35 protein-coding genes, 2 tRNA genes and 1 pseudogene are annotated in these 25161 nt (G+C 72.1%); 33 read left to right on the plus strand and 5 right to left on the minus strand.

The window, feature by feature from the left end:
• Positions 1–2 precede the first annotated feature (2 nt).
• On the minus strand, positions 3–755 hold the full coding sequence (locus tag ACEQ2X_RS07875; protein WP_370325251.1) for a 3'(2'),5'-bisphosphate nucleotidase CysQ: 753 nt from the start codon (positions 753–755) through the stop codon (positions 3–5).
• Complete coding sequence (locus tag ACEQ2X_RS07880) at positions 755–1543, minus strand: PP2C family serine/threonine-protein phosphatase (RefSeq protein ID WP_370325252.1); 789 nt, start codon at positions 1541–1543, stop codon at positions 755–757. The genes ACEQ2X_RS07875 and ACEQ2X_RS07880 overlap by 1 nt, the downstream gene beginning before the upstream one ends.
• Positions 1544–1640: 97 nt before the next feature.
• On the opposite strand from ACEQ2X_RS07880, the gene ACEQ2X_RS07885 reads away from it, so the two are divergent.
• The 3 genes and pseudogenes from ACEQ2X_RS07885 (at position 1641) to tsaA (ending at position 5321) form a co-directional block, all read left to right on the plus strand.
• Positions 1641–3044 (plus strand): ABC1 kinase family protein, encoded by a 1404-nt coding sequence (locus tag ACEQ2X_RS07885; protein ID WP_370325253.1) that lies wholly within the window; start codon positions 1641–1643, stop codon positions 3042–3044.
• Between the two features lie 143 nt (positions 3045–3187).
• Positions 3188–4903 (plus strand): LPXTG cell wall anchor domain-containing protein, encoded by a 1716-nt coding sequence (locus ACEQ2X_RS07890; RefSeq protein ID WP_370325254.1) that lies wholly within the window; start codon positions 3188–3190, stop codon positions 4901–4903.
• A gap of 80 nt (positions 4904–4983) precedes the next feature.
• Positions 4984–5321, plus strand: a pseudogene (tsaA, locus tag ACEQ2X_RS07895) (tRNA (N6-threonylcarbamoyladenosine(37)-N6)-methyltransferase TrmO).
• Between the two features lies 1 nt (position 5322).
• Here tsaA and ACEQ2X_RS07900 read toward each other — a convergent pair.
• Positions 5323–5393 (minus strand) — tRNA-Cys (locus ACEQ2X_RS07900).
• 160 nt (positions 5394–5553) lie between these two features.
• On the opposite strand from ACEQ2X_RS07900, the gene ACEQ2X_RS07905 reads away from it, so the two are divergent.
• From ACEQ2X_RS07905 to ACEQ2X_RS07920, 4 genes are all read left to right on the plus strand, one after another.
• Positions 5554–6267 (plus strand): class I SAM-dependent methyltransferase, encoded by a 714-nt coding sequence (locus tag ACEQ2X_RS07905; protein ID WP_370325255.1) that lies wholly within the window; start codon positions 5554–5556, stop codon positions 6265–6267.
• 109 nt (positions 6268–6376) lie between these two features.
• Positions 6377–6541 carry a hypothetical protein gene (locus tag ACEQ2X_RS07910; RefSeq protein ID WP_370325256.1) on the plus strand — a complete coding sequence of 55 codons (165 nt, stop codon included), beginning with the start codon at positions 6377–6379 and terminating at the stop codon, positions 6539–6541.
• A gap of 39 nt (positions 6542–6580) precedes the next feature.
• Positions 6581–6656: transfer RNA gene (locus ACEQ2X_RS07915), tRNA-Ile, on the plus strand.
• A 109-nt stretch (positions 6657–6765) separates the two neighbouring features.
• Complete coding sequence (locus ACEQ2X_RS07920) at positions 6766–7884, plus strand: tyrosine-type recombinase/integrase (RefSeq protein WP_370325257.1); 1119 nt, start codon at positions 6766–6768, stop codon at positions 7882–7884.
• Here the strand turns inward: ACEQ2X_RS07920 and ACEQ2X_RS07925 are convergent.
• Both ACEQ2X_RS07925 and ACEQ2X_RS07930 read right to left on the minus strand, forming a co-directional pair.
• Positions 7881–8360: a hypothetical protein gene (locus tag ACEQ2X_RS07925; protein ID WP_370325258.1), complete on the minus strand. Its 480-nt coding sequence runs from the start codon at positions 8358–8360 to the stop codon at positions 7881–7883. The genes ACEQ2X_RS07920 and ACEQ2X_RS07925 overlap by 4 nt on opposite strands.
• 64 nt (positions 8361–8424) lie before the next feature.
• Positions 8425–9072: a helix-turn-helix domain-containing protein gene (locus ACEQ2X_RS07930; RefSeq protein ID WP_370325259.1), complete on the minus strand. Its 648-nt coding sequence runs from the start codon at positions 9070–9072 to the stop codon at positions 8425–8427.
• A 178-nt stretch (positions 9073–9250) separates the two neighbouring features.
• Between ACEQ2X_RS07930 and ACEQ2X_RS07935 the strand changes: the two genes are divergently transcribed.
• The 26 genes from ACEQ2X_RS07935 (at position 9251) to ACEQ2X_RS08060 (ending at position 25158) form a co-directional block, all read left to right on the plus strand.
• Entirely contained in the window at positions 9251–9520 is a 270-nt protein-coding gene (locus ACEQ2X_RS07935; protein WP_370325260.1) for a helix-turn-helix domain-containing protein, read from the plus strand.
• Positions 9517–9783, plus strand: a complete 267-nt coding sequence (locus tag ACEQ2X_RS07940) for a helix-turn-helix domain-containing protein (RefSeq protein WP_370325261.1) — start codon at positions 9517–9519, stop codon at positions 9781–9783. Before ACEQ2X_RS07935 ends, ACEQ2X_RS07940 begins: the two co-directional genes overlap by 4 nt.
• Positions 9780–9995: a hypothetical protein gene (locus ACEQ2X_RS07945; protein WP_370325262.1), complete on the plus strand. Its 216-nt coding sequence runs from the start codon at positions 9780–9782 to the stop codon at positions 9993–9995. Before ACEQ2X_RS07940 ends, ACEQ2X_RS07945 begins: the two co-directional genes overlap by 4 nt.
• Before the next feature lie 144 nt (positions 9996–10139).
• Complete coding sequence (locus tag ACEQ2X_RS07950) at positions 10140–10514, plus strand: hypothetical protein (RefSeq protein WP_370325263.1); 375 nt, start codon at positions 10140–10142, stop codon at positions 10512–10514.
• Entirely contained in the window at positions 10511–11353 is an 843-nt protein-coding gene (locus ACEQ2X_RS07955; protein WP_370325264.1) for a DUF2303 family protein, read from the plus strand. The genes ACEQ2X_RS07950 and ACEQ2X_RS07955 overlap by 4 nt, the downstream gene beginning before the upstream one ends.
• A gap of 202 nt (positions 11354–11555) precedes the next feature.
• A complete protein-coding gene (locus ACEQ2X_RS07960) occupies positions 11556–12200 on the plus strand; it encodes a hypothetical protein (RefSeq protein ID WP_370325265.1) in 645 nt (214 codons plus the stop codon).
• Positions 12197–12430 carry a hypothetical protein gene (locus ACEQ2X_RS07965; protein ID WP_370325266.1) on the plus strand — a complete coding sequence of 78 codons (234 nt, stop codon included), beginning with the start codon at positions 12197–12199 and terminating at the stop codon, positions 12428–12430. Before ACEQ2X_RS07960 ends, ACEQ2X_RS07965 begins: the two co-directional genes overlap by 4 nt.
• Before the next feature lies 1 nt (position 12431).
• On the plus strand, positions 12432–12725 hold the full coding sequence (locus ACEQ2X_RS07970) for a hypothetical protein (RefSeq protein ID WP_370325267.1): 294 nt from the start codon (positions 12432–12434) through the stop codon (positions 12723–12725).
• Complete coding sequence (locus ACEQ2X_RS07975; RefSeq protein ID WP_370325268.1) at positions 12722–13462, plus strand: hypothetical protein; 741 nt, start codon at positions 12722–12724, stop codon at positions 13460–13462. The genes ACEQ2X_RS07970 and ACEQ2X_RS07975 overlap by 4 nt, the downstream gene beginning before the upstream one ends.
• Entirely contained in the window at positions 13459–13992 is a 534-nt protein-coding gene (locus tag ACEQ2X_RS07980; RefSeq protein WP_370325269.1) for a WhiB family transcriptional regulator, read from the plus strand. Before ACEQ2X_RS07975 ends, ACEQ2X_RS07980 begins: the two co-directional genes overlap by 4 nt.
• 78 nt (positions 13993–14070) lie before the next feature.
• Positions 14071–14346 (plus strand): hypothetical protein, encoded by a 276-nt coding sequence (locus ACEQ2X_RS07985; protein ID WP_370325270.1) that lies wholly within the window; start codon positions 14071–14073, stop codon positions 14344–14346.
• Positions 14343–14777: an ASCH domain-containing protein gene (locus ACEQ2X_RS07990; protein ID WP_370325271.1), complete on the plus strand. Its 435-nt coding sequence runs from the start codon at positions 14343–14345 to the stop codon at positions 14775–14777. Before ACEQ2X_RS07985 ends, ACEQ2X_RS07990 begins: the two co-directional genes overlap by 4 nt.
• Positions 14770–15114, plus strand: a complete 345-nt coding sequence (locus ACEQ2X_RS07995; RefSeq protein ID WP_370325272.1) for a hypothetical protein — start codon at positions 14770–14772, stop codon at positions 15112–15114. Before ACEQ2X_RS07990 ends, ACEQ2X_RS07995 begins: the two co-directional genes overlap by 8 nt.
• Positions 15111–15947, plus strand: a complete 837-nt coding sequence (locus tag ACEQ2X_RS08000; protein WP_370325273.1) for a hypothetical protein — start codon at positions 15111–15113, stop codon at positions 15945–15947. Before ACEQ2X_RS07995 ends, ACEQ2X_RS08000 begins: the two co-directional genes overlap by 4 nt.
• Positions 15940–16206, plus strand: a complete 267-nt coding sequence (locus ACEQ2X_RS08005) for a hypothetical protein (protein WP_370325274.1) — start codon at positions 15940–15942, stop codon at positions 16204–16206. The genes ACEQ2X_RS08000 and ACEQ2X_RS08005 overlap by 8 nt, the downstream gene beginning before the upstream one ends.
• Positions 16206–16604, plus strand: coding sequence for a hypothetical protein (locus tag ACEQ2X_RS08010; RefSeq protein ID WP_370325275.1), 399 nt, complete (start codon positions 16206–16208; stop codon positions 16602–16604). The genes ACEQ2X_RS08005 and ACEQ2X_RS08010 overlap by 1 nt, the downstream gene beginning before the upstream one ends.
• Entirely contained in the window at positions 16604–17521 is a 918-nt protein-coding gene (locus ACEQ2X_RS08015) for a hypothetical protein (RefSeq protein ID WP_370325276.1), read from the plus strand. Before ACEQ2X_RS08010 ends, ACEQ2X_RS08015 begins: the two co-directional genes overlap by 1 nt.
• Positions 17518–18834, plus strand: a complete 1317-nt coding sequence (locus ACEQ2X_RS08020) for a DnaB-like helicase N-terminal domain-containing protein (protein ID WP_370325277.1) — start codon at positions 17518–17520, stop codon at positions 18832–18834. The genes ACEQ2X_RS08015 and ACEQ2X_RS08020 overlap by 4 nt, the downstream gene beginning before the upstream one ends.
• Positions 18831–19160 carry a hypothetical protein gene (locus tag ACEQ2X_RS08025; protein WP_370325278.1) on the plus strand — a complete coding sequence of 110 codons (330 nt, stop codon included), beginning with the start codon at positions 18831–18833 and terminating at the stop codon, positions 19158–19160. The genes ACEQ2X_RS08020 and ACEQ2X_RS08025 overlap by 4 nt, the downstream gene beginning before the upstream one ends.
• On the plus strand, positions 19150–20517 hold the full coding sequence (locus tag ACEQ2X_RS08030; RefSeq protein WP_370325279.1) for a helicase-related protein: 1368 nt from the start codon (positions 19150–19152) through the stop codon (positions 20515–20517). Before ACEQ2X_RS08025 ends, ACEQ2X_RS08030 begins: the two co-directional genes overlap by 11 nt.
• Positions 20514–21416: a site-specific DNA-methyltransferase gene (locus ACEQ2X_RS08035; RefSeq protein WP_370325280.1), complete on the plus strand. Its 903-nt coding sequence runs from the start codon at positions 20514–20516 to the stop codon at positions 21414–21416. Before ACEQ2X_RS08030 ends, ACEQ2X_RS08035 begins: the two co-directional genes overlap by 4 nt.
• Before the next feature lie 75 nt (positions 21417–21491).
• Positions 21492–22100, plus strand: a complete 609-nt coding sequence (locus ACEQ2X_RS08040) for a hypothetical protein (protein ID WP_370325281.1) — start codon at positions 21492–21494, stop codon at positions 22098–22100.
• Positions 22101–22226: 126 nt separating this feature from the next.
• The gene (locus ACEQ2X_RS08045) at positions 22227–22514 is read left to right on the plus strand and encodes an HNH endonuclease (protein ID WP_370325282.1); all 288 of its coding nucleotides are present in this window, start codon (positions 22227–22229) and stop codon (positions 22512–22514) included.
• Between the two features lie 24 nt (positions 22515–22538).
• Positions 22539–23021 (plus strand): hypothetical protein, encoded by a 483-nt coding sequence (locus tag ACEQ2X_RS08050; RefSeq protein WP_370325283.1) that lies wholly within the window; start codon positions 22539–22541, stop codon positions 23019–23021.
• A gap of 15 nt (positions 23022–23036) precedes the next feature.
• Complete coding sequence (locus ACEQ2X_RS08055; protein WP_370325284.1) at positions 23037–23609, plus strand: hypothetical protein; 573 nt, start codon at positions 23037–23039, stop codon at positions 23607–23609.
• Positions 23545–25158, plus strand: a complete 1614-nt coding sequence (locus ACEQ2X_RS08060; RefSeq protein ID WP_370325286.1) for a hypothetical protein — start codon at positions 23545–23547, stop codon at positions 25156–25158. Before ACEQ2X_RS08055 ends, ACEQ2X_RS08060 begins: the two co-directional genes overlap by 65 nt.
• Positions 25159–25161 lie beyond the last annotated feature (3 nt).

Below are 25161 nucleotides of genomic sequence, written 5' to 3' on the forward strand. Positions count from 1 at the left end.
TCTCAGCCGATGGCGGCGAGCGCCGGCGCGGCCAGCTCGGGCCGGCAGATGAGCAGGTCCGGCAGGTAGGTGTCCGCCTGGTTGTAGCGCAACGGCGACCCGTCGATCCGGCTGCAGTGCAGCCCCGCGGCGCGGGCGACGGCGACGGGTGCGGCGGAGTCCCACTCGTACTGCCCGCCGGCGTGGACGTACACCTCCGCGAGCCCGCGGACCACCGCCATCGCCTTGGCGCCGGCGCTGCCGAGCGCGACCAGCTGCCCGCCGAGGGCCTCGGCGACCTGCTCGGCCTGGGCGGGCGGCCGGGATCGGCTGACGACGACCCGGGGTGGGCCGTCGTGTGCCGCCTGCAGCCGCGGGGGCGCGTCGGTGGCGAGGACCAGGTCGAGCGCGGGCAGGGCGACCGCGCCGGCGGTCACGTCGTCGGCGGCGCGCTCCCACAGCGCCACGTGGACGGCCCAGTCGTCCCGCGGCGGCTCCCCGAACTCGCGGGTCCCGTCGACCGGGTCGATGATCCACACCCGCTCGGCGTCCAGGCGGTCGCGATCGTCCACGGCCTCTTCGCTGAGGACCGCGTCGTCGGGCACCGCCGCGGCGAGTTGGGCTGCGAGGAACCGCTGGGCGCCCGCGTCGCCGGCGTCCGTCAGCGCCTGGCGACGGGCGGCGGGGTCCGGGTGGGCCTCGCGGATCCCGAGGAGGATGCGCCCGGCCTCCTCGGCCAGGCGGCGGGCGAGCGCGTGGTCGGTCGGGTCGGCCATCAGCTGCTCCTGGGTGGGGGGGGTCGGGCGGGCGCGGGTGCGGCGGGCTGCAGGACGGCCACGGCGACGTTGTCCCCCGCCCCGCCGTCGCCGGCGGCCTCGACGATGCGGCCGGCGGTCTGCACCGGATCGGCGTCCACCGCGTCTGCGAGCACGGCGGGGTCGGCGAAGTTGGTGAACCCGTCGCTGACCACCACGACGACGTCGCCCGACTCGAGGGCCACGTGGTCGTAGTCGAGCGCCCCGGCGACCTGGGGGGCCGAGAGGTGCTCACCCAGGAAGTGGTGGCGGTCCCGGCCGATCCGGTGCACCACCCGGCCGCGGATGACGAACGCCGCGGAGTCCCCCACCGACGCGACGGTGAGGGTGCGCGCGCTGCCGTCGCCCCCGCCCGCGGCCTCGGCGACCACCGCCGTCGTGAGGGTGGTGCGGCTGCGGTGGCACGGCGGACCCTCGGCGGCGCGCGCCCGCTCGATCGCGGTGTTCACGGCGTGGTAGGCCAGCACGGCAGCGCGCCGGTCCCACACCGGGACCCCGTCCGCCATCGCGTCGAGGAGCGACGCGACCGCCGCGTGGCTGGCCGTGTGGCCGCTGTGACCGTCCGCGACCACCAGTGCGGTGCGGCCGTCGGCGCGGCAGGTCGCCACGACGTCCTCGTTCGGGTCGGTGTAGCTGTAGCGCTTGAGGTGGCGACCGCGCGTCAGCGCGAGGCCGAGCCCCGGCGCCGGGGAGGTGACCCCGGTCCGTCCGAGCTCGGTGTGGTCGACCCCGCGGAGGATGGCGTGCATGGCAGCCGACGAGCCTACGCGCCCGTCGTCGGGTGGTTCGGGCGACTCGGCGGGTGCAGGGGGTTCCCCGGGCGTGCGACGGGCATGATGGCGGCTCATGGCACGAGACCGCTCCGATCGCCGGCGCGCGTCGTCACCACCGCTCGGGGACCGGATGTCGCGGGGACGCGACCTGGCTCGCTTCTCGGCCGGTGCCGGCGCGGGGCTGCTCGGCGCCCGCCTCCGCGAGCTGGCCGGCCGTGACGGCGCCGAGTCGGCCTTCCACGCCGAGACCGCCGCCCAGGCCGCCGAGCTGCTCGGCTCGATGAAGGGCCTCGCGATGAAGGTGGGGCAGATCGCCTCGTTCGTCGACGTGGACCTGCCGCCCGAGATCCGCGACGCCTACCGCGAGGAGCTCGCCAGCCTGCGCGCGGCCTCCGAACCCGTCGACGTGGGCGTGATCGAGGAGGTCATCGCCGAGCAGTACGGCGCACCGGCGGATGACGTGTTCGCCCGCTGGGACCCCACCCCGATCGCCAGCGCCTCGATCGGCCAGGTCCACCGCGCGGCCCTGCCCGACGGCAGCGAGGTCGCGGTGAAGGTCCAGTACCCGGGCATCGCCGAGGCCATCGAGTCCGACCTCGACAACGCCGAGCTGCTGGTGCCGATGGCGAAGGTGGTCGCGCCGAACCTGAAGATCAAGCCGCTGATGGCCGAGCTGCGGGACCGGATGTCCGACGAGCTCGACTACCAGCGCGAGGCCCAGTACCAGCAGGCGTTCGCTCTGCGGTACGACGGCCACCCGTTCATCCGCATCCCGGCGATCCACGTCGACTGGTGCCGTCCCCGGGTGCTGGTCAGCGAGTTCGTCGAGGGCAGGTCGTTCGAGGCGATGCTCGAGGTCGCCGACGAGGGTGAGCGGCAGCGCTACGCCGAGGCGATCTACCGGTTCGCGTTCGGGTCCCTCCACCGCTTCCGGCTGTTCAACGGCGACCCGCACCCCGGCAACTACCTGTTCCCCGGCGACGGGACGGTCGTGTTCCTCGATTTCGGGTCGGTGAAGACGTTCTCGAGCGAGACCCGCGCGCTGATCCGCCGCCAGCTCGAGCCGCTGTGGGCCCGCGACGCCGAGGGGCTGATGGCGGTCTTCGACGAGGCCGGGTTCCTGCCGGGGGCGAACAAGCCCGACCCGGAGCGGCTGCTCAGCTGGTTCGAGCTGTTCAACCAGCCGGTGCTGCGCCACGGCGAGTTCACCTACACCCCGGAGTTCGCCCGCGAGGTGATCGCCGCCACCTCCGACCCCCGCGCCGGCTACCTGGACATGATGCGGAAGCTGAACCTGCCGCCGGACTACCTGGTGCTGAACCGCATCCAGTGGGGCATCAACTCGATCCTCGCCATGCTCGAGGCCCGGAACGACTGGCGGGCGATCTCCGAGGAGTTCTGGTTCGGCGCCGACCCGGCGACCGAGCTGGGCGCGCTCGAGCGGCCGTTCATCGACGCGTCGCCCTACCTCGTGTGACCTCTGGTCCTCGCTCCGGAAGGTCATCGCGGTATCCTCCGTAACGCTCAGGTCCTCTCGTCGTTGAGAGGGGTTGCCCGCCGACAGGCCCCTCGCGAAGGGGCTGGAGCCGCAGTACCGACCGCATCGGGGTCACGACGTCCATGAAGAAGCTTCTGATGACCGCCCTGGTCGGCGTCCTGCTGACCGCGGCGCTCCCTGGTGGAGCGCTTCCGACGGAGCTGCCCACGGAGCTGCCGACCGGCCTGCCCGGGGGACCGACCGAGACCGAATCGCCGTCGGAGGACCCGACCGGCAGCGAGTCGCCGTCCGAGACCGAGTCGCCGACCGCGGACCCGTCCGAGACCACGTCGCCGACGGCCTCCCCCTCCCCCACCGCCACGTCCACGACGGGCACGGTGAACCCGCCGGCGGGCTCGACGTTGACCTACGCCGGCCAGGGCGCCACCCGGGCGTTCGCGCTGACCATCGCCGGCCAGGGGCTCAACACCGGCGTGACCGACAGCTTCGTCGCGAACGGCGAGACCGCCGACTGCGACGGCGTCGCCTGCGCGCTGGCCGCCGGCCTGGCCGAGCCGGCCGGTGAGAACGCGACCGCCACCTCGCCCGGCGACCCCGGCCCGAACCAGGTCCAGTCCTTCGACCTGGGCTCCGAGGCCCCCGAGCAGATCGAGCAGATCCTCACCCTGTCCGTCGGCACCGCCGAGGCCGCGACGACGGCCCAGCCGTCCGCCGCGGCGACCGCGAACGGCATCACCGCCGACGTCACCCTCACCCAGACGCTCGTGAGCCAGCTGCCCGCCCCGGTCACCGATGGGCTGTCGGCCGGGCTGGGCGCCATCGGCGGCGCGCTCGAGCCGGTCGTCGAGAACGACCCGTCCGGCGTCGTCGGCGGGCTGCTCGACGTCCTCGGCGGCCTGGTCGGCGACCTGTCGAGCTCCCCGCTGCTGCGCATCCAGGGCGGCGAGTCCGCCAGCGACAGCGAGTTCGAGGCCGGCCGCGTGTCCGCGCGGGCCCAGGCGGCCGGCGCGATCCTGACGATCCTGCCGACCCCCGAGTCCACCCCGCTGGTCCCCGAGGGCCTCGCGATCATCGAGGTCACCCCGTCGACGGCCGAGGCGTCCGGTGACGGGCGCAACCGCGCGACGGCGGAGGCGCAGGGCTCCATCGCCCGCATCACCCTCCTGCCCGGCGTGCTCGACGGCCTGCCCGGCCTGGACCCCGGCACGATCGAGGAGACGCCGCTCGGCGACATCCTCGACCTGCTGCCGCCCGAGGTCACCGACCTGCTGCCCATCGACGACGTGTTGGGCGGCGTGCTCGGCGGCGGCGGCGAGGAGGGCTCGGAGGAGCCCACCCCGTCGGAGTCCCCCTCCGAGGACGGGTCCGGCAACCCGATCGAGGACCTGCTGCCCACCTCGACGTTCATGCAGGCCGACGAGGACTCCGGCGGCTTCGTGATCGACCTCGAGACCGGCAGCGAGCAGACCTGCATCCTCGAGGGCACCCCGGTCGAGACCTGCATCACCGTCGGCGGCACCTCGGAGAACTACACCGCAGACGGCCTCGGCGTGGGCGTGCTGGCGGCCGGCGTGGACATCTCCGCCCTCCGCGGCGTCGACACCTCCCAGTTCAGCCAGACCGAGACCGACGGGCTGATCGAGCTGAGCCTCGGCCGCTCCGAGGCCGGCGTGGCCGCCGCGTTCGTCCAGGCCGCGACGCCGACCCCGAGCCCCACCTCCCAGACCGGCCTGCCCAACACCGGGTCGACCGCCACCCTGGTCATCCCGGCGCTCGGCCTGATGGCCGTCAGCGGAGCCGCCCTGTTCGGGCTGCGCCGCCGCCGCGAGGTCGAGTAGGCGCTGGCGGGCGCCCGCCCGTGGACCTGCACCCCGTCGGCCACGTCGAGTCGGACCTGGTCGACGTGGCCGTCGGGCCGATGCAGGCGGACGAGGGGGCGCCGCCAGCGGTGCTGGTGTTCGACGAGGCGGTCGGTGACGCGCTCCGCGGGCTTGCGGTCGGTGACGCCCTGGTGGTGCTGACCTGGCTGCACCAGGCGGAGCGCGACGTCCTGGTCGTCCACCCCCGCGGGGACGACGCCCGGCCCCTCACGGGCGTGTTCGCGACCGCTCCCCCGCCAGACCGAACCCGATCGGGCTGCACCGCGTCCGGGTGACCGGGATCGACGGGCTCCGGGTCGCGGTGGACGCGCTGGAGGCCGTGGACGGCACCCCGATCCTGGACGTCAAGTGCGTGCTGGACGACGCCGATCGCTGAGAGGCCCGGGCCGGAATCGAACCGGCGATAAGCGAGTTGCAGTCGCATGCCTTACCACTTGGCCACCGGGCCGCGGTGGGACGAGGAATGGTACATGCGGGGCGGGGGCCGCTCAGCCAGACGAGCCGGGTCGGCGCCGATGTGCACTTCGGCCACGCAGGTGGTCCACCTGCACATCGGGGGACGTGCGCCCTCCACGGGGCGGCATGCGGACCGTGGCACGATCCCCGGCATGTACGACGCCGACCTGGCGGCCTTCCACGACGCCCACGCCGGGCACCTGGCAGCCGAGGCGGCCACCACCCTGGTCGACGAGCTGGCCGCCGCCGGCCACCACGAGGGGGTCGTGGTGGATCTCGGGTGCGGCAGCGGCATCCTCGCCGAGATCCTGATCGAGTCCGGGTACGAGGTGCTGGCCATCGACCCCTCCCCCGCGTTCCTCGCCATGGTCCGCCAGCGCGCCCCGCGTGCGGCCAGGATCCAGGCCACGGTGGCCGACGCGGTGCTGCCGGACTGGCTGGTCGGGATCGCCTGCGTCGGCGAGGTCCTCAGCTACGACCTGACGATCGACCTGGACACAACCCTCGAGTCCTTCCAGCGGGCCCTCCGGCCGGGAGGGGTCCTGCTGTTCGACGTGCCGGGTCCCGGACGCCACGCCGAGGAGGGGTGGGCCGTCCACGACGAGCGGGAGGGCTTCCTGGCGATGCGCACCGAGGAGTCCGGGTTCCGCCTCCACCGGCACATCACGATGTTCTCCGCGATGACCGACGGCGCGTACCGGCGCAGCGACACCGACCACGAGCTGCGCCTGTACATCGGCGACGACGTCCGCACCGCCCTGGTGCGCGCCGGGTTCACCGGCATCCGGACCCTCGAGCGGTACGGCGCATCCGGTCCCGCGTTCGGGGAGGGGTGGGCCGGCTTCCTGGCCCAGCGACCTGCCTGACCGACCGGTTGCGATCAGCGGCCGTCCACCACCTGCTCGACCGGGTTTCACCATCGGGCAATCCCCGCGAAACAGCACCGGCGTACGGTGCGCCGTGGAGGTGGAGCACATGGACGACATCAGAGAGCACCTGCTGCGCCGGGCGTACCTGTACGGCGACGCCGAGGCCTACGCCGCCGGGGTCGAGGCCGCCCTGGCCGCCGTCACCACGGCCGGTGACGTGCAGTCCGACGACCGCGCCGCCGAGCCCGTGCTGGCGAGCGCGGCCCGCTGACGGTCCGGCCGGCCCCGACGCCGTAGGATTCCGGCTTCGGGGCCGGTAGCTCAACGGTCAGAGCAGTCGACTCATAATCGATTGGTTGCGGGTTCGAGCCCCGCCCGGCCCACCACAAAACCGCAGGTCACAAGCCTATCATCACCTACGTCGCGCGGACGAGAGACCGGCTGCACCACAGGATGCACCACAGACGTCGCATCAGCGGCCTACGCTGCACCACGATGGGACGTGTCGCAGGTGAGGGTGGGCTGTACTGGTCGGACTCCCGGCAGCGCTGGGTGGCGGCGTGGAAGGGCCGCAAGCGGTACGCGCACACTCAGACCGAGGCGGCCGCGAAACTCCGCGCGCTGAAGGCGGCCGAGGGCCAGCGGGCCCGCACGGTCGGCCAGCTCATCGACTGGTGGACCGACGAACACCTGCCCATGCGGCTCGCCAACGACGACCTGGCCGCCGCCACCGTCCGCGACTACACCCACTCGATGCAGCTGTGGGCGCCGCTGCGCCGAACCCGGCTCGAGACGCTCACCGCCGCCGACATCGACCGGCGACTCGAGCAGCTCCGCAAGGCCCGCACCACCCGTGGGACCGGCTACTCCGCGTCCAAGCGGCGCGGCGCCCTCGTCGCGCTCCGGCAGGCGTTCAAGGCCGCCCGCCGCGCAGGCTTGCTCCCGCCGGGCCGCACCGCGCCGGAGGACGCCACTCCCCCACCGGTCCGCACCACCGAACCGCCGCTCGTCGACACCACGACTGCCGCCGCGGTGCTCGGCCAGCTCGCCGGCGACCGTGACCTCCGCCTGATCATCGTCACCCTCGCCCTGGGCCTGCGGATCTCCGAGACGCTCGGTCTCACCTGGGACGACATCGACCTCGACGCCGGCACGATCCGCATCCACGCGCAGCTGGAGCGGCGCGACGGCGTCTGGCAGCTCAAGGACCGCACCAAGGGCAAGAACGACGTCACCCTCGCCCTCCCGAAGGTGGCTTCGGCCGCGCTCCGGGAGCAGCGTGCCGCGCAGGCGGCCGAGCGGCTCGCCGCCGGCGACCTGTGGGCCGACCAGCTCGGCCTGGTGTTCACCCGCGCGGACGGGCAGCCGGTCTGGTCGACGTTGATCGTGAAGAAGATCGGCCGGGCCTGTGAGGCCGCCGGCGTGGAGCGGATGACCACCCACCAGTTCACCCGCCACGGCCACGCCACCCTGCTGCGTCTCGCCGGCGCCAACCTCGACGACATCCGCGAGCAGCTCCGCCACTCCCAGACGTCCACCACCGAACGGTACGCCCACGTCCTCCCCGAAGTGCGCCGTCGCACCGCCGGCCTCATCGACGACGTCCTCGGCTAGCCGGCCTGCTGCACGTCGGCCAACCGGGGTGCGGGAACGCTGTCGGGATCGAGCAGCCACAGCGCCCGTTCGGCGACGTGCTGGGGAACCCGGAACTCCTCTGCGACCACCCAGGCGTCCAGCCGACCCTCCGTCTCACACGCGTTCCACGCCAGTCGTGCGAGCGCGCGCTCGGGCACCAGCCTGCGCGCAACGATCGTCTCGACCCGCTCCTCCTCACGCATCACCACTGGCCCCCACGGTGACGGACGCCAGCCGGCGCCCGGACAGCCACCGCCCCGCTCGATGTGAACGAGCTCGTGCGCGAGCAGATGGTTCCGCTCCACCTGGTCGGCGTCCTCGTGGATGGCGATCACGTGCGCCCGGCCGCGGCGCTCATGCACGGCGCGCAGTCCCGCCGGCAGCGCACCGAACAGCACGATGACGTTCCGCCGTCCACGCAGCTCGCGCCACGGGTTCCACTGCTCCTCGTCCACCGGGCCTTCCCCCTCCTCGATCGGCTCCCCACCGTGCCATCGAGGTGTGACAATGCCGGTCCGCCTACTCCCCCACGTCGGGATCGTCGGGATCCAGACCCTGCTGGCGCAGCATCTCGGTGATCATCGTTCGCGCCAGGCGGCGGTTCGCCGGTGTCAAGCGTCCGAACGCGGTCATCTCTCCCGCAGCGGCGTCGTCCTCCGTGAACTCCCACACCGCGATCCAGACGGGCAGCGGGCGGTCGGCAATCCGGAGGCGCTCCGGGTCGAACCCATAGGCGCTGGCAAGATCCTGGAGATCTCGGTCCCGTTCAGCAACGATGACGTCCGGCCACGTCCCAACCGGGTGCAACCCCTTGTCGTGGGCGAGGCGCATCATCTGCCCTGCTGCGTCGTTCTCCTTCACCAGGCGGTTCTTGCGGTCCGGAGGCGTCCGCATGTCCACAAGCAGGTACTTGCCGTCGCCGAGATCGATCTCCAGATCGACTCCCGTCCATCCACGGCCCGGCCGCTGGATGTATCCGGCGGCCTCTGCCAGCGTCCCCGGCTCGAGACCAAGGACCTGTTCGATCTGGCCGAGTCGCTTCCCGCGGGGCGCGTTGCGGTCGTTCTCCCAGTCGCTGACGGTCGACTGGTGGACGCCGAGCTGCTCGGCCAGCCACCGCTGATCGCGGCTGCCTCGAGCCTCGCGAATCGCCTTCCCGATCGACATGTCTGACACCAGACTGCGGCATGACGCTCCGAAACACCCACGCGGTGGTATGGGTTTCGCGGTAGTCCCCTGTAACGCGTAGTTCCACGCGGGGAACTACCCGTTGGGACGTAGGCCCCGCCTGGTATATGGGATTTGGGGTAGACACATATGGGTTTCTCGGTTTACCATCGGCGGCATGCCATGGGCGACCACCACCGAGCTGCCAGGAAGCGCCAGCGAGCGCACCCTGGCCCTCACCGTCGAGGAGCTGTGTGAGCAGCTGCCCGCCATCCGCGAGGTGCTGCACCTCCGCCAGGTCGACCTCGCCGAGCAGCTCGGCGTCCACCAGTCGACCGTCAGCGACTGGGAGCGCCGGGACTCGCCCGCGATTCCGTCGCGTCACAACGAGCGGCTCCTGCGTCGCTTCCTGGCTGAGGCATTCATGCGAGAGGCGGTGGCAGCGTGACCGCTCCGGCCACCCCACTCGACGAGGCGGTGTCGCAGCTGTCGGCGGCGCTGCTCGAGCAGGCCCGCGCCCAGGCGGCCGCGAACCCGGTCGGTGACGACGACGTCCTCGTTGGGCTGAACCGGATCGCCCGGCACCTGTCGATGTCGGCGACCACCGTCACCCAGCTCGCCGAGTCCGGCGAGCTGCCGGCCCGGAAGGTCGGCACCCGCTGGCGCGCATCGAAGCGGGCCCTGTCGGTGTGGTTGGAGGGCGACCGGTGACCCCCTCTCCCACCGCCACCGCTGCGGCGCCGGTGACGCCGGACGTGACGCGCCGGTCGGACACGCCTCGTCGGCGGTTGGCCCGCAAGGTCGGCCCGGGCGAGGGCACCGCCGAGCTGCTCCCCATGGTCCACCCGCGCTGCCTCGGCGGCGGGCCGGGGCGTCGGGACGGCTTCTACGAGTCCGGGCCACCGCGGCCCTGGCCCGACTGACCACCTGACCGCGACCCCCCGGCTCTCCCGCCGGGCCGGGGCGTCGCGATGGGTCGCTCGACGTACTCCCCCCCGCGTCGGGCGGCCCATCGGGACGCACACCCCGCGGACCACCGACCGCCTGCCAGACCCCATGGAGGACTGTTGAGCACCACCCGCACCCCCGACCGCATCGAGGCGCGGCCCGCTGAGGCCGTCCTCCACGAGATCGACGGCGGCCGTCTGCTGGACGACCTGTCGGAGATGATCCGCGACACCGCGGAGGCCTGCCAGACCTTCGAGAAGGTCGGCACCGTCACCCTCGTCGTCAAGTTCGCCCCGAACGACGACGGCGAGACCCTCATCGTCACCCCGGAACTGAAGGCCAAGGCCCCGCAGGCACCCCGCAAGTCGCGGACGTTCTTCATGGGCGACGACGGCCTCCGCCGTGACAACCCCGCCCAGGGCCGCCTCGACGGCTTCGACGAGGACGACCAGCCGCGCGCCGGCCGGATCGCCCCCAAGGACGGCCAGTCGTGACCGCCGCCGAGCGCACCGAGAACGACGCCGTCGCCGAGCTGGCCGCCGCGGCGACCGACCCGATGCTCATCGTCGAGGAAGCTGTCCTGTCCCGGCTGGTCCCGGACGGGTTCCGGCTCGAGACCATCGACGGCGAGCACCTCGCCGACCACCCCCGCCGGGCCCGCGGCACCGCCGCCTTCGTCGACCCGGCCTCGTTCATCGCCTACATCGGGCGTCACCTCGACGACGACGCCACCACCCTGTGGGGCGACTGGCGCGACCTGTCCATGACCGCGGTGTTCAACGACGACGAGCCCCTCGACGGGGTCGACCACCCCGCCGGCTGGCGTGACCACCGGGCCGTCCTCAACCTCCGCACCACCGAGGAGTGGGACGACTGGACCGCCGCCGACCGGAAGCTGATGTCCCAGGTCGACTTCGCCTCGTTCATCGAGGACCACGTCGACGACATCACCGATCCGCCGGCCGCCGACATGCTCGAGCTGGCCCAGACCTTCACCGCCACGGAGAACGTCCAGTTCTCACAGGCCGTCCGGCTGTCCGACGGCTCCGGTGAGCTCCGCTACACGAGCGACATCGAGGCGGGGGCCGGCCGGTCCGGTGACCTGCACGTCCCCCAGACCTTCGAGCTGACCATCCGGCCGTTCGAGGGGGCCGAGCCCAAGACGGTCCGGGCGCGGCTGCGCTGGCGGATCCGCAACCAGCAGCTCGCCATCGGCTTCCAGCTGATCGGCCCCCGCCGCGTCCTCCAGGACGCCTTCGAGCAGGTCGCCGACGAGGTCCACACCGGAACCGGCCTGGACATCTACGCGGGCACCGCCCCCGCCGCCCGCTGACCTCCATGCCCGCGACCCCAGCCCGTTCCGCCCCCCGTGGGCTGGGCGCCGCGTTCACCTCACCGGTCCGGTCCGCGTCTGGGAGGACGCCGAGCCGGTGGGGTGAACGGGACGCAACCGCGGACCCCGCAGACGACGAGACGCCGACCAGGGCTGCAACCCGACGGCCGACGTCTCACCGCATTCGCACAGGAGACGGTACATGACCTCCACCATCACCCCCGACAGCTTGGGCACGGCCGCGTCCCGGCGGCCGACCCGCGACGAGCTCGCCCAGCAGATCTTCGAGCAGGTCCGCGACGCCACCGGCGACGCTCGCCACGAGCGGCTGGTCGATCTCATCGGCGACGCGCTGCCGGCCGGCTACCTGCCCGACGCCGACGACGACCGGTTCATCCGCTGGTCCGCCCACGGCGACTTCGACGCGGTCGCCGGGCTGATCCGGCTGCTGCAGCTCCCCAGCGTCTACCGGCGGGTCCGCTGCTGTGACGACCCGACGCCGGAGGCGACCTGGGGACTCGGCACGTTCCACACCGCCTACATCACCGTGTGGTGCACCCGCTGCCACGCCGACCTGCTCAGCCTGGCGCCGCCGCAGGGCTGCGGCCATGCGGTCCCGCCGGTGCAGGTCGACCACGACCGCTGGCTGGCCCGGCTCGTCGGGATGCTCGAGCTGTCGCTGCGCCACCTCGACGACGACCCGGAGCTGACCGACACCCACCGCAAGGTGGCCGCCGAGATGGTCCGTGAGGCCCTTGGCGACTACTCGACGCTGCGCGCGCAGGAGGCCGCCGTCGCGGCGATCGCCGCCGCCCCGTGCGTCATCTGCACCGAGGCGGCGGCGTGAAGCTGCTCCGCAAGGTCAAGGTCGTCGACCGGGCCGGGCTGGTCGCGCTGGCCAACGAGATCGTGCAGGACGGCAACAGCCGCCGGTGGCGCGGCCACGGCCCCCACGTCGTCTGCCCGATGGCGCCGCCCGTCACGAGCTGGCGGCGGGCCGCGGCGATCGTCCGCCACCACCACCCCGAGCTGGCCGACCAGGTCCGCGCCGTCTGCAAGCACAAGGCGGTGGTCTGACATGGCGAACCTCGGCAAGTCCGTGCTCGGCCACCGCATCGAGGTCGTGATCAAGGGCGAGCGCGGCCAGTCCGTCACCGGCGTCCCCATCCACGTCGGCCTCGGCGGCATCGTCCTCGACGTCGTCGACGACGACCGGCAGCCCTGGCACATCGCCGCGGCCGACGTCGCCCGGTGGCGGCTCGACTGCACCTGCATCCTCACCCAGCTCCCCCCGGACGGCTGGTCCTGCCCGGAGCTGGCCGGCCCCGAGCAGCGGCTGCTGCTCCGCGTCGCCGACGAGGTCGCAGCATGAGCGGCTGGGCACCGACCGACGGCGAGGTCCTCGACGGCCGCATCGTCGCCCTCGACGTGGGCACGTCGAAGCAAGACGGCGAGCCGTACCCCCTCGTGGTCCTCCAGACCGACGACGGCGACGAGATCACCGTCCACGGTCACCACCGCGTGCTGAAGGAGGAGCTCGCCAAGCGCGCCCCCCGCGTCGGCGACCAGCTGCGCATCACCTACCTGGGCAAGCGGACCCCGGAGGGCGGTGGCCGCTCGTACGCCGCGTACCGGGTGGAGGGCGGCTCGAACCCGTTCACCTGGAACCTGTTCCGGGATCCCGACGACCAGCTGCCCGACGAGCACGCCACCGGCCAGCCCCTCGAGTCCGAGGGTGCGACCTCGGACCGGCCCGCGGATCCCGTCCCGCAGGGCCAGCCCGCCCCCGACACCACTCCCGCCGGTGCGGGGGCGGGCACCCCCACCACCACGCCGCCCGAGCCGGCGGCCGGGCAGGTCGACACCCGCGACGTCATCGCCCCTGCCGACCAGGTCGCCATCCAGAAGCTGCTCGAGGCGGCCAAGCGCGTCTCGAAGATCTGGGAGGCGAAGCTGCGGCACCGCCTCAACCAGCGCGCCGCGGGCCCGTGGGAGACACATCTGACCGCGGAGGCCGGCCGTGAGGCGCTCTACTGGCTGAAGGCGGAGGTCGCCGAGGACGTCGCCGTCGACCGGGTCCTCGGTCACGTCGGGGGGCGAGCCGGATGACCGCCACGTCGATCCCTGACCGTCTCGTGGCCGAGTGCATCGAGGCCGGCCAGCATCTGCGCGCGACCCGCCGGTTCGCCGGTGAGCCGTTCGACCGCTGCCACGGCTGCGGCCAGCCGGTCATCGTCGAACCCGCGCCGGGCTGGCAGGACCGCGGGCTGTGCACGACCGGTGACCCGGACATGTTCTACCCGGAGGCCGGCCAGCAGGAGCTCGCCGACCGCGCCGTCGACATCTGCGCCGGCTGCCCCGTCATCGTCGAGTGCGGCGCCTACGCGCTCCTCCACGAGCCCGTCGGCGTCTGGGGTGGCATGACCGCCCCCGAACGGCGTGCCATCCGCCGGCAGCTCGGCATCACCGTCGACGTGCCCGGCGGCCTCCGCGCCTCCCGGCTCGCCCGCAACGGCCGGGTCCGCCAGCTCGCCGCCGCCGGCTGGACCGCCGGGGAGATCGCCGCCGAGCTCGACATCAGCGACCGGGAGGTTCACCGGATCCTCCGCGACCGTGACGACCAGGCGGACGCGGCGTGATCTGGGCTGCCATCTCCGACATCGCCGGCGCGGTCGTCGTCCTGGCCGCCGAGATGACCGCGACCGTGAGGAGGGCGCGTGGACACGCGCGAGTGCGTCCGCTGCCACCAGCAGCGGCCCGTGAAGGACTTCAAGCGGACCGGCGCCGGGGTGAAGAAGACCTGCGACCCCTGTGTGATCGCGAAGCGGGCCGCGACGAACGCCGCGAAGAAGGCGGCAGCCCAGGCGGTCGACTGGCTCGACGCGACCGCCCGCGGGTTCGACGTCGCCGCACTGCTCGACATCACCTGTCAGCAGTGCACCCGCGAGCCCGTCCGGGTCGAGCAACCCGACCTGTTCGGCGGTGCCACGTGAAGGCCCTCACCGTCCGTCAGCCATGGGCCAGCCTGATCGTGCTGGGTGTCAAGGACGTCGAGAACCGCAGCTGGTCCGCCCCCGCCGGAATCATCGGTCAGCGCATCGCGATCCACGCCGGCAAGACGCACAACGGCAACGAGTTCCGGTCCGCGCTGATCACGGCCCGCTGGGGCGGCCTGCCCGGTGACGACGAGCCCAACAACACGATGCGGTGGATCCATGCCTGGTGGGCCAACCGAGACCTGCCCTACGGCGCCGTGATCGGCACCGCAGTCGTCGCCGACTGCCACCAGTGCGACGGGGGCTGCTCACCTTGGGCTGTCCGCGGACGCGACTGGCACTGGTCACTCACCGACGTCACCGAGGCCCACGACCCGGTCGAGATGAACGGCCGACTCGGTCTGTGGGAGGTGTCCACCCATGGATGACCGTCGCCTGTTCGATGTCGGCTTCGCCGACTCGCCGCCACCGGAACACGAGCCGGAGGTGTCCCCACGCGGCCATACGCGGTACGGCGCTCGGGCGCGCAACCGGATCCGGCGTGGCGAACACCCGCTCACCGGCGGGCTACTGCATCCCGACGCGATCGCCGACCCCGCCGTGCGCGAAGGCGGTCCGCGCTGTGGCACCTGCATCCACATCACGACGCCGGTGGGCCACAGGGGCAAGACGTGGCGGAAGTGCGACCTGATCGGCGGCGGGTCCGAGGCGACCGACCTGCGGCGTTGGTGGCCGGGCTGCAGTGACTGGAAGGGGACGGCGTGAACGCGAACGACATCGCGGCCGCGGTCCGCCGGCTGTACGGCTGCGAGACCGACGACATCGGCCCGGAGTGGGCCGCCCTGGCCGAGATGGACCTGCAGCCGGGCCACTCCACCCGTCGCATCGACCTGCTGCTCGTCCGCGCCTGGCGCGGCAAGCGCGGCCACGAACGCGTCGCCGTCGAGATCAAGGTGTCCCGCAGCGACCTTCGACGCGAGCTCGCGTCGCGTAAGTGGATGCCGTGGGCCGACGTCGTCCACCGGTTCATCCTCGCCGTCCCCGCGGCGATGTCGCTGGACGGCTTCGGGCTTCCGGAGCGGTGGGGCGTCATCACCGTCGACGACGACGGCACCGCTCACCACACCCGCCCGTCAGTTCGGGTGGCCGACTGCCACGACCTGCCCGAGACGGCCTGGATCGAGGCGTTCCGACGCGCCTCCCGCCTCGAGGCTCGGCTCCGTGCCCCAGACGACCCGCGAGCGCAGGTCGTCGCGCTGGCCTCTGACGTCGCCCGCCTGGAACGGTCCCTCACCACGGCACGGGCGGCCGCTGACCGTGAACGCAGCCGTCTGGACGACGCGCTCGAGCTGATCTCCCGGGTCCACCCGGCCGTGTCCTGCGAGTGTGGCACCCCGCTGACCGGCCGGCGGGGCCGGGGCCTGCACCTCCGCTGGGAGCACGACGGCGACCCGGGACCTGACCCGCTCGACGCCAACCGGATCTGCTCGTGGCCCCGCGTCGACCTGGACGTCCTCGCCGACGCCACGTTGCCCGACACCGAGCAGCTGCTCGAGAACCACGGCCGCGCCCTCAGGGACGTGATCGCCCGTGCGTGAAGGCGATCCGATCCGGCTGCTGCCGCAGCACTTCGGGCCCGAGGGCACGCCCAAGCGTCCGTTCGACACCAAGGACGACGCCCGTCAGTGGCTCCACGACCACGGCCTGAAGGCGGCCATCTACCGGTGCACCGTCTGCCCGGCGGTCCACATCGCCGGCGTCCACAAGGGCCACACGCCCTCTCCCGCCGAACGACAGGCCGCACACGACGCCGGGAAGGCCGCATGGCCCGCCGACGTCGAGGGGGCGGGCGCCTGATGTGGCAGATCGTCCTCCCCGAGGTGGTCGTGGACTACCAGGTCCTCAACCTGAACGCGCGCAAGCACTGGTCTGACCGCGCCCCAGCCGTCGCGCTCGTCCGCACGATGGTGAAGGCCGAAGCACTCCAGCTGCGGATCGGCCGGCACGACCACATCACCGCCGTCCTCACCTTCCACCCGCCCACGAGCACGAGGAGGGACCGGATCAACTGCGCGCTCGTGCACAAGGCCGCGATCGACGGGCTCGTCGACGCTCACGTCATCCCCGACGACACCCCCGACCACCTGACCGACCTCATGCCCCGCATCGGCGCCAAGCGCAAGCCGGCCGAGTGGATCCTCACCATCCACGCCGGCTACCCGACCGCCCAGACGCTCTACGGGATGACCAGCTGATGGCGGGCTACGGCAAGGTGTTCCACCGGTTCTGGAAGTCCCGCACCGTCCGCGGCTGGGACGACACGACCCGCACCCTCGCGCTGTACCTCCTCACGTCGCAGCACGCGACGTCCGAGGGGTACTTCCACCTGCCGATCGCCTACGCCGCCGCCGACCTCGGCTGGGACCTCGACAAGGTCGAGAAGGCGTTCGCTCAGCTCGACGCGGACGACTTCGCACGGTACGACCCGGACGCCGAGGTGGTGCTGGTCGTCAAGGCGATCCGGTGGAACGAACCGCGCGGCAAGCCACAGATCAAGGGGGCGGTCACCCGCATCCAGGAGGCGCCGGCCAGCCCTCTGCTGGTCGAGTTGTGCCGGTCAGCGGAGGGTCTCGAAGGGGGTATCCACGCCGAGTTGATACCCCTGGCAGACCCTTTCGAGAGGGTATCGGAACCCTCTCCTGATACCCCCTCGGGAGGGTCTGCAGATACCCCCTCGGGACCCTCTCGGGACCCTGTCGAGTCCTCTAGCTCTAGCTCTAGCTCTAACTCAACCCCTTCCGCGACGTCCGCTGACGCGGACGATCGCCACGAACACGACCCGGACGCCGGCGACGGACCACCCGGCGAGCCTCAGGTCGACGAGGCGGCACGCCAGTTCGAGGAGCACTTCTGGCCCGTCTACCCGGCCCGGAACGGCAAGAAGGTCGGCAAGGCCAACGCGCTCATCGAGTGGCGCAAGCTGACCATCGCCGAACGCCGCCGGGCGGTCACCGGCGCCCGGAACCTCGCCTCGTCCGATCAGCTACCCAAGGACGCCGAGCGGTTCCTCCGGCGCGCCAAGGGCGGCCGAGGCGACTTCCCGTTCGACGACTGGCAGGAACCCGCGCTGCCGGCCAGCGGACGTGACGACCGACGGGACGTGATCGTGTGACGGCCGACCACGCCCAGCTCGTCGACGCCTGGGTCCGCGCCGAAGCGTCCCTGATCGGCGCGACGCTGATCCTGTACGACGACCGGCACGTCGACGAGATCCTCGGCCAGGTCCCGCCGGCGGCGTTCCACCGCGGCGAGCACCGCAAGATCTGGGAGGCCCTCGCCGCCGCCCGCGACGACGGGCAGCCCGCCGACACCGCCTCCGTCGTCGACGTCCTCGACAAGCGAGGGCTGCTCGACGGTCACGAACCCGGCTGGCTCGCCGACCTCACCGCCTCCATCCCATCCGCCGCCGGCGTCAGCCGGGCCGCCCAACTGGTCCTGGAGCAGGCCCGCCGCCGCGACCTGCACACCACAGGCATGCGGCTCGCCTCCACCGCCCACGACCGCACCGTCGACATCGACGACCTCGTCGGCACCACCGTCGACGAGCTGCTCGGCCAGGCCGGCCGCACCGGCGACGGGATCATCCGCGTCGACGACGTCGCCACCGAGGTCCTGGACCGTCGCGAGCACGGGATCATCACCCGCGGCGTGTCCACCGGCTGGTTCGACGTCGACCGGCTCTACCGGGTCGTCCCCGGCAACCTGACCATCCTCGCCGGCATCCCCGGCCACGGGAAGTCCACGTGGCTCGACAGCCTCCTCGTCAACCTCGCCGAACGACACGGCTGGCGAACCATGCAGTTCTCACCCGAGTCGGCCCCGATCGCCGAGCACGTCGACGAGCTCGTCACCCGACGCGTCGGCCGCAAAGCCACCCTCCTCGAGGTCCAAGCGGCGCTCGGCTGGGTGCACGAGCACTTCGCCTGGGTCGACCACGACAGCCACACCACCGTCTCCCAGATCCTCACCGCCGTCCGAGCCGAACACGCACGCCGGCCTGTCAACAGCTTCGTGATTGACCCGTGGACCGAACTCGACGTCACCCGGCAACGCAACGAACGCGAGGACGAGTACATCCGCCGCGAGGTCACCCGCATCCGCCAGTTCGCCCGCCGCCACGACCTCCACGCCTTCCTCGTCGTCCACCCCAAGAACATCGACGCCAACCGCGACGGCACCTACCCGATCCCACGCGCCTCCGACCTGCACGGCGGCTCCGTCTGGCGCAAGCAAGCCGACGCGCTCGTCGTCATCTGGCGCGACGAGGGCGGCGTCAACCGGTCCGACGACATCGCTGAGGTCGTCGTCCAGAAGATCCGCCGCCAACCCGGCGACGGCCGGCTCGGCCGCACCTCCCTCCGCTTCGACATGCACACCCACACCTACGCCCAGATCAGCCCTCTCGACGGAGGCACCCCGGCATGACCCGCATCACCCCCGAGATCAGCAACCACATCGCCGAGGCGGCCATGTGCAGCCGCGCCGCCCTCGACCGCATCGACCGGCCCGACTTCACCGACGACGACGTCCACCAGGCCCTCCAACGCGCGCACGACGCCACAGGCCGCGCCCTGACTGCGCTCGGCACCATCCCGCCTGGGCGCTGCACTGCCCGCGCAGCCGGAATCGGCGGCGAGGTCGACTGCGTACTCCTCGAGGGCCACACCGGCCAGCACGAGATGAGCGGCGGCGGCCACTGGATGGTCGTGCCAGGTCCCGACCACGACGAGGTCCTCTCCGATGCCCTCTGAGCCCCCGAGCAACGACGCCTTCCCACAGGATCTCGCACCGAGCACGGTCAGCGCCGACGACGGCTACGACGCTTTCCTCGCCGCCAAGGCCGCACTCCGCGCCCAGGACGGCATCGAGGTCGGTCGACTCGACGTGAACGCCCGCCTTCACCCCTGGCAGCGCGAGGTGGTCCGCTGGGCGTGCCGCACCGGTCGTGCCGCGCTGTTCGAGGACTGCGGCCTCGGCAAGACGTTCCAGCAGGTCGAGTGGCTCCGGCTGATGACCGGTTCGCGCCGCGGTCTGATCGTCGCGCCGCTCTCCGTCGCCCGCCAGACGGTCCGTGAGGCCGCGAAGCTCGGCGTCGAGGTCCACTACACCCGGACCCAGCCGAACGGCACCGGGCTCTACGTCACGAACTACGAGATGGTCGACCGGTTCGACCTGTCCGCCTTCGCTGCGGTCGTCCTCGATGAGTCGTCGATCCTCAAGAACGTCGACGGGAAGACCCGACGGCGGCTCACCACCGCGATCGCCGACGTTCCCTACCGTCTGGCCTGCACCGCCACCCCCGCGCCGAACGACGTCGCGGAGCTGACCAACCATGCGGACTGGCTCGGCCGGATGGCGCGTGCCGAGATGCTGGCCGGCTACTTCGTCCACGACGACACCGGGTGGCGGCTCAAGGGTCACGCCGCCGAACCGATGGCCCGCTGGATGGGGTCGTGGACCCTCGCCATGCGCAAGCCCTCGGACCTCGGCTGGCCCGATGACGGCTACGACCTGCCGCCGCTCACCATCCGTCCGCACATCGTCGACGTGGACCTGGCCGCTGACGGCCAGCTGTTCCCCACCGACCTCGGCGGCATCGGTGGCCGTGCCAAGGTGCGCCGCGAGACCCTCCCAGCCCGCTGCGACGCCGCCGTCACCCACCTCGAAGGCGATGCCCAGGCGATCGCGTGGTGCGGCCTGAACGACGAGGCCGACCGGATCGCCGACGCGCTCGGCGACGACGCGGTCAACGTGCAGGGCTCATGGGCTCCGGAGGCCAAGGCCGAGGCGCTCGAGGCCTTCCAGGACGGCGAGGTCCGGGTGCTCATCACCAAGCCGTCCATCGCCGGGTTCGGCATGAACTTCCAGAACGCGCACCGCATGACCTTCGTCGGGCTCGGCGACTCCTACGAGGCGTACTACCAGGCCATCCGCCGCTGCTGGCGGTTCGGCCAGACCGAGCCGGTCGACGTCCACATCGTCGTGTCCGAGCTCGAAGCCCAGATCGTCGACAACGTCCGCCGCAAGGAACGCGACGCCGCCAGCTTCACCGACCTGCTGATCCGACACGCGCCCGTCCGGCGCACCGCTGAGGAGGTGGCCGCGTGACGGCCGACGAGTACATCACCGACGACGCCCGCGGCGACGGCTGGCACCTCATGCTCGGCGACTCCTGCGAACGGCTCGCCGAGATCGGCGACGACACCGTCGACCTGTCCGTGTACAGCCCGCCGTTCGCGTCGCTCTACACCTACAGCCCGTCGCTGCGGGACCTCGGCAACAACCCCGACCGTGACGCCTTCCTGGCGCACTACCGGTTCGTGATCGACCACGTTCTCCGGGTCACCAAGCCCGGCCGGCTCTCCGTCGTCCACGTCCAGCAGCTCTCGACCACGAAGGCCACCCACGGCGTGATCGGACTGACCGACTTCCGCGGCCAGGTCATCGCCGCCCACGAGGACGCCGGCTGGATCTTCCACGGCGAGGTGACCATCGACAAGGACCCCCAGGCGCAGGCCATCCGCACCAAGGCCCATGCCCTGATGTTCCAGACCCTCCGTCGGGACGCCACTGGCAACCGACCGGCGATGGCGGACTACCTCCTCGTGTTCCGCAAGCCCGGCACGAACGCCGTTCCGGTGAAGCCGACCGAGCACGGCGTCACCAACGAGGACTGGATCTCCTGGGCGCGGCCGGTGTGGTACGGCATCCGCGAGACCAACACCCTGAACACCGCCGTCGCCAAGGACGACCGGGACGAGCGGCACATCTGCCCGTTGCAGCTCGACCTGATCGAGCGGTGCGTCCGGCTGTGGTCCAACCCTGACGAGCTGGTCCTGTCCCCGTTCGCCGGCATCGGCTCCGAGGGCCACGAGGCCCTGCGCGCGGGCCGCCGGTTCGTCGGCTGCGAGCTGAAGCCGTCGTACTGGCGCACGGCCGCGGACAACCTGCGCGTCGCCGAGCAGGAGCGCGACACGCCGACCCTGATGGACGAGGTGACGGCATGAGCCCCGACGGTCCTTACCCGCCCACCCCCGCCCGACCTGCCTACATCGGGCCTTACCGAGCGGGGGCCGAGGGCGATGTCTGAGGCCCTCACCGTCACCCTGAACCGGATCGCGCGGGCGCTCCCACGGCTCCACGAGGACGCCTACAGCTCGATGCGGTCACCGTCACCGGCACCGATCGACCAGGACGACCGGCTCACCGACGCCCGCGCACACCCCCACCTCCGCCCGGCCATGAACGTCCACTCGTCCGCACCCACGGGCGACGCCCAGGCCGCAGGCGTGTACCGGCACGCCACCCGCGTCATCACCGCCGCCTACGACCAGCTCATCCCACCCGCCCTGCTGCAGCGGCCCCGTGGTGGCGCCGAAGCCGACCCGGGCCCCGCCGACCTGGGAGGCATGCTGACGATGCTCCACCGCGTCACCGCGCGGTGGGACGACCAGCCCGGCAGCCGCGCCGACGACCTCCGACCCGTCCTCCGCGACCACGCCCGGCAGCTCGAGCGGCTCGCCGACCGCATCGTCGGCTGGTGGGAGCCTCCCGCTCGCCCCACGCCCGTCGGACCGACGTGCACGCAACCCCACGGGTACGAGGGCTGCCGCACGTCACCGGTCCTCGCCCACGGCATGTGTGGGCCCTGCTACCACCACAACCGCCGGCAGAAGGCCCGCGCGTCGTGAACTCCACGCCTGTGACTACCTGCTTGAAGTCCGCACGCAACTCGGGTAACTTTCGGATCAGTACGGTGACCGAAGCTGCGCCCGCCCCTCTGGCAGGCGTTCGCGCGTCCGCAGCGTGACCCTCCCATGGCCGGCAACAAGGGCCGCACCGGCGCCGCCTATCGGCGCCTGCGTGAGCAGGTCCGCCGCGAGGAGGGCACCCGCTGCTGGCTGTGCCCGCTCCCCATCGACCTGAGCCTGAAGTACCACGGCGGTCCCGGCGACATGAGCTTCAGCCTCGACCACGTCGTCCCGCTCGAGCAGGGCGGCTCGCTGCTCGACAGGTCCAACGCCCGCGCCGCGCACCTGGACTGCAACCGGAAGCGCCGCGATAACATCGCCCAGCCGAAGACCTCGAGGAAGTGGCTCGTTTAACCGGCGCTGTGCCACCATCAGCACATGGATGGGATGGATGCAGCGGCCTGGATAGGTGCCGCAAGCATCGCCGGCGCCCTGATCGGGGCCTTCGGTACGACGTGGGCACAGAACCGTGCTGCCCAACGGCAACGTCGCCGCGACGTGCGGCTGGACGCATATGCCACCTACATCTCCATGATCGGCGAATCAGCGGGGGCGGCTGCCCGATCCGCCGCGCGGCTCTCGGGCGTGAGTCTGAACGGGAAGCAAGACCCGGCCCTAGTTCACGCTCTCGCTCGACTGCGGCTCGTCGCCTCCGACAAAGTCGCAGACGCAGCGAGTGAGTTCGGCGCGACAGCCATCCGCTACTTCGACAGGGCCAAGCCTGTCGGCGAGGAAGGCATGGCTCTCGAACACATCGAGATGCTCGAGAAGGAGCAGGCGCGCGACCTCGAGCTGATCCAGGCGGAGCTCAAGACCGCGATGGGGGCGCTGCTGCGGGCGATGCGGGACGACGTCCGATGAACGATCGAGGTAGGCATGCGCCGGTGCACCGTCACCACCGCGGACGGGGGCCGGTGCCAGGACGAGCACAAGGCACGCGGCCTCTGCCTCCGCCACTACGCCCAGTCCGACCGCCGACGCCGCAAGGCCGACGCGACCAAGGACGACTGGGACTGGCGCGCCGGCGTCCCCGACCACCAGCCGCCGGCCGCTCCCGGCTCAGATTTTACTGAGACGGCCAGGTGTGATGCGGAGTCAGTCGCCGCTGCATCTCCCCCCGGTCGCAGTCCGGGTTACGCGCCGCCCGACGACCCCTCGACACCCCCGCCCAATGTTACGGAGGGTGACGGCGGGCCGGTGTCCCGGTCGGTGGCGGCGGTGATCGCTCGGATCCCCGCGGACAAGCGGCAGGACCCGACTCCGGTCCTCGCCCGGGCGCTCGCTCGGCTGATGGACGAGAACCCGACTTCCGCTACGTCCCGTGAGCTTCGCGCCGTCATGAAGGAGGTTACGGCGATGGCTGCGGTCCAGGAGGTCAGCGCCCTTGGCCGCATCCGCGACGAGCTCGCCGCCCGCCGTGCTGCGCGGGCATCAGAGGCCTCGGCTTAGCTACATCCCGCCGGGCTGCACCGAGAACTCCGATCTCGGCGAGGCCGCCGTCGCGCTGGCAGCCGAGGCCGGCCTGCAGCTGGACGACTGGCAGGCGTGGGTCCTCAAGCTGTCGCTGTCCGAGGACGACGAGCTCCGCTGGATCGCCGGGCAGATCCTGCTCGTCGTCTCCCGGCAGAACGGCAAGGGCGGCATCCTCGAGGCCCGCGAGCTCGCGGGGTTGTTCCTGCTCGACGAGCAGAAGCTGATCCACACCGCCCACGAGCTGAAGACCGCTACCCGCCACCGCCGTCGGCTCGAGAAGCTGATCAAGCAGACGCCGGACCTGAACGCGCTGGTGAAGCGGTACAACCACTCCCACGGCCAGGAGTCCATCGAGCTGCACGCCGAGGACTGCCCCACCGTCGGCCCGGGGATCTGTGCCTGCGCTGACGGGAAGATCATCGAGTTCATCGCCCGGTCAAAGTTGTCGGGCCGCGGGTTCGACGGCGACCTGGTCGTCCTCGACGAGTGCATGGTCCTCTCCGACGACGTCATGGACGCGCTGGCGCCGGTCATGTCGTCGAAGCCCAACCCGCAGATCTGGTTCACCGGCTCGGCCGCGGACGACACCGCCGCGGCGCGGACGATGCGGAACCTGCGTGAGGTCGGAATCGCCGAGTCGAAGCGGCTCACCGAGTGGCTGGCCGCCCAGGGGACCGTCACGACGGAGAAGTGGCGCGGCACGCGACTGCTGTACCTCGAATGGTCCGTCCCCAGCGACGCGGACAAGGACGACCGGGCGAACTGGGCGATCGCCAACCCGGCGCTCGGGATCCGCATGCGGGTCGAGACCATCGAGGACGAGCGGACGCTTCTGCTGTCCGATGAGGGCTTCGGCAGGGAGCGGCTCGGCATGTGGGGAGAGAGCTCGGGTGAGGCGGTCATCCCGATGGGGATCTGGACGGCACGCACCGAGCACGACCCGCTGTTCGTCGCCTCCCCACCGTTCGCCTTCGCCGTCGAGGTCGACTCCGCCGGCACCCGCGCCTCCCTGGCAGCCGCGTCACGGCGTCCCGATGGGCTGTGGCACGTCGAGCTGATCAGGGCCGAGCCGCACACCGACTGGATCGTCGAGGCCTGCCAGACCCTCCAGCGGCGTCACCGTGGCGCCCCGATCGTCGTCCGCACCGCCTCCGGTGCGGCGCCGACCGTGCGGGCGTTGAAGGCTGCCGGTGTCGACGTGACGCCGGCGACGACGCGGGATGAGGAGCAGGCGTGCGCGCGGTTCGCCGCCGCGGTGGCTGACGACGAGCTGCGGCACCTGGACGACCCGATCCTCGCGGCCGCGGTGGTGGCAGGCCGCAAGCAGGACCGGGACGACGAGGCGTGGATCTGGGACCGCGACGACGTCGAGACCGACATCACCCCGCTGAAGGCGGTCACGATGGCGCTACACGGCCTCCAGCAGCACCTCCTCGCCGGCACCCGGACCCGCACGCACGTGCCGACCAACCCGGACGACTTCGTCGACCACACGACGACGTCCCCGATGCACCTGAGGTGGTGACCG

Origin of the sequence: Euzebya sp., from assembly GCF_964222135.1 — a bacterium.
In the GTDB taxonomy this organism is placed as follows: domain Bacteria; phylum Actinomycetota; class Nitriliruptoria; order Euzebyales; family Euzebyaceae; genus Euzebya.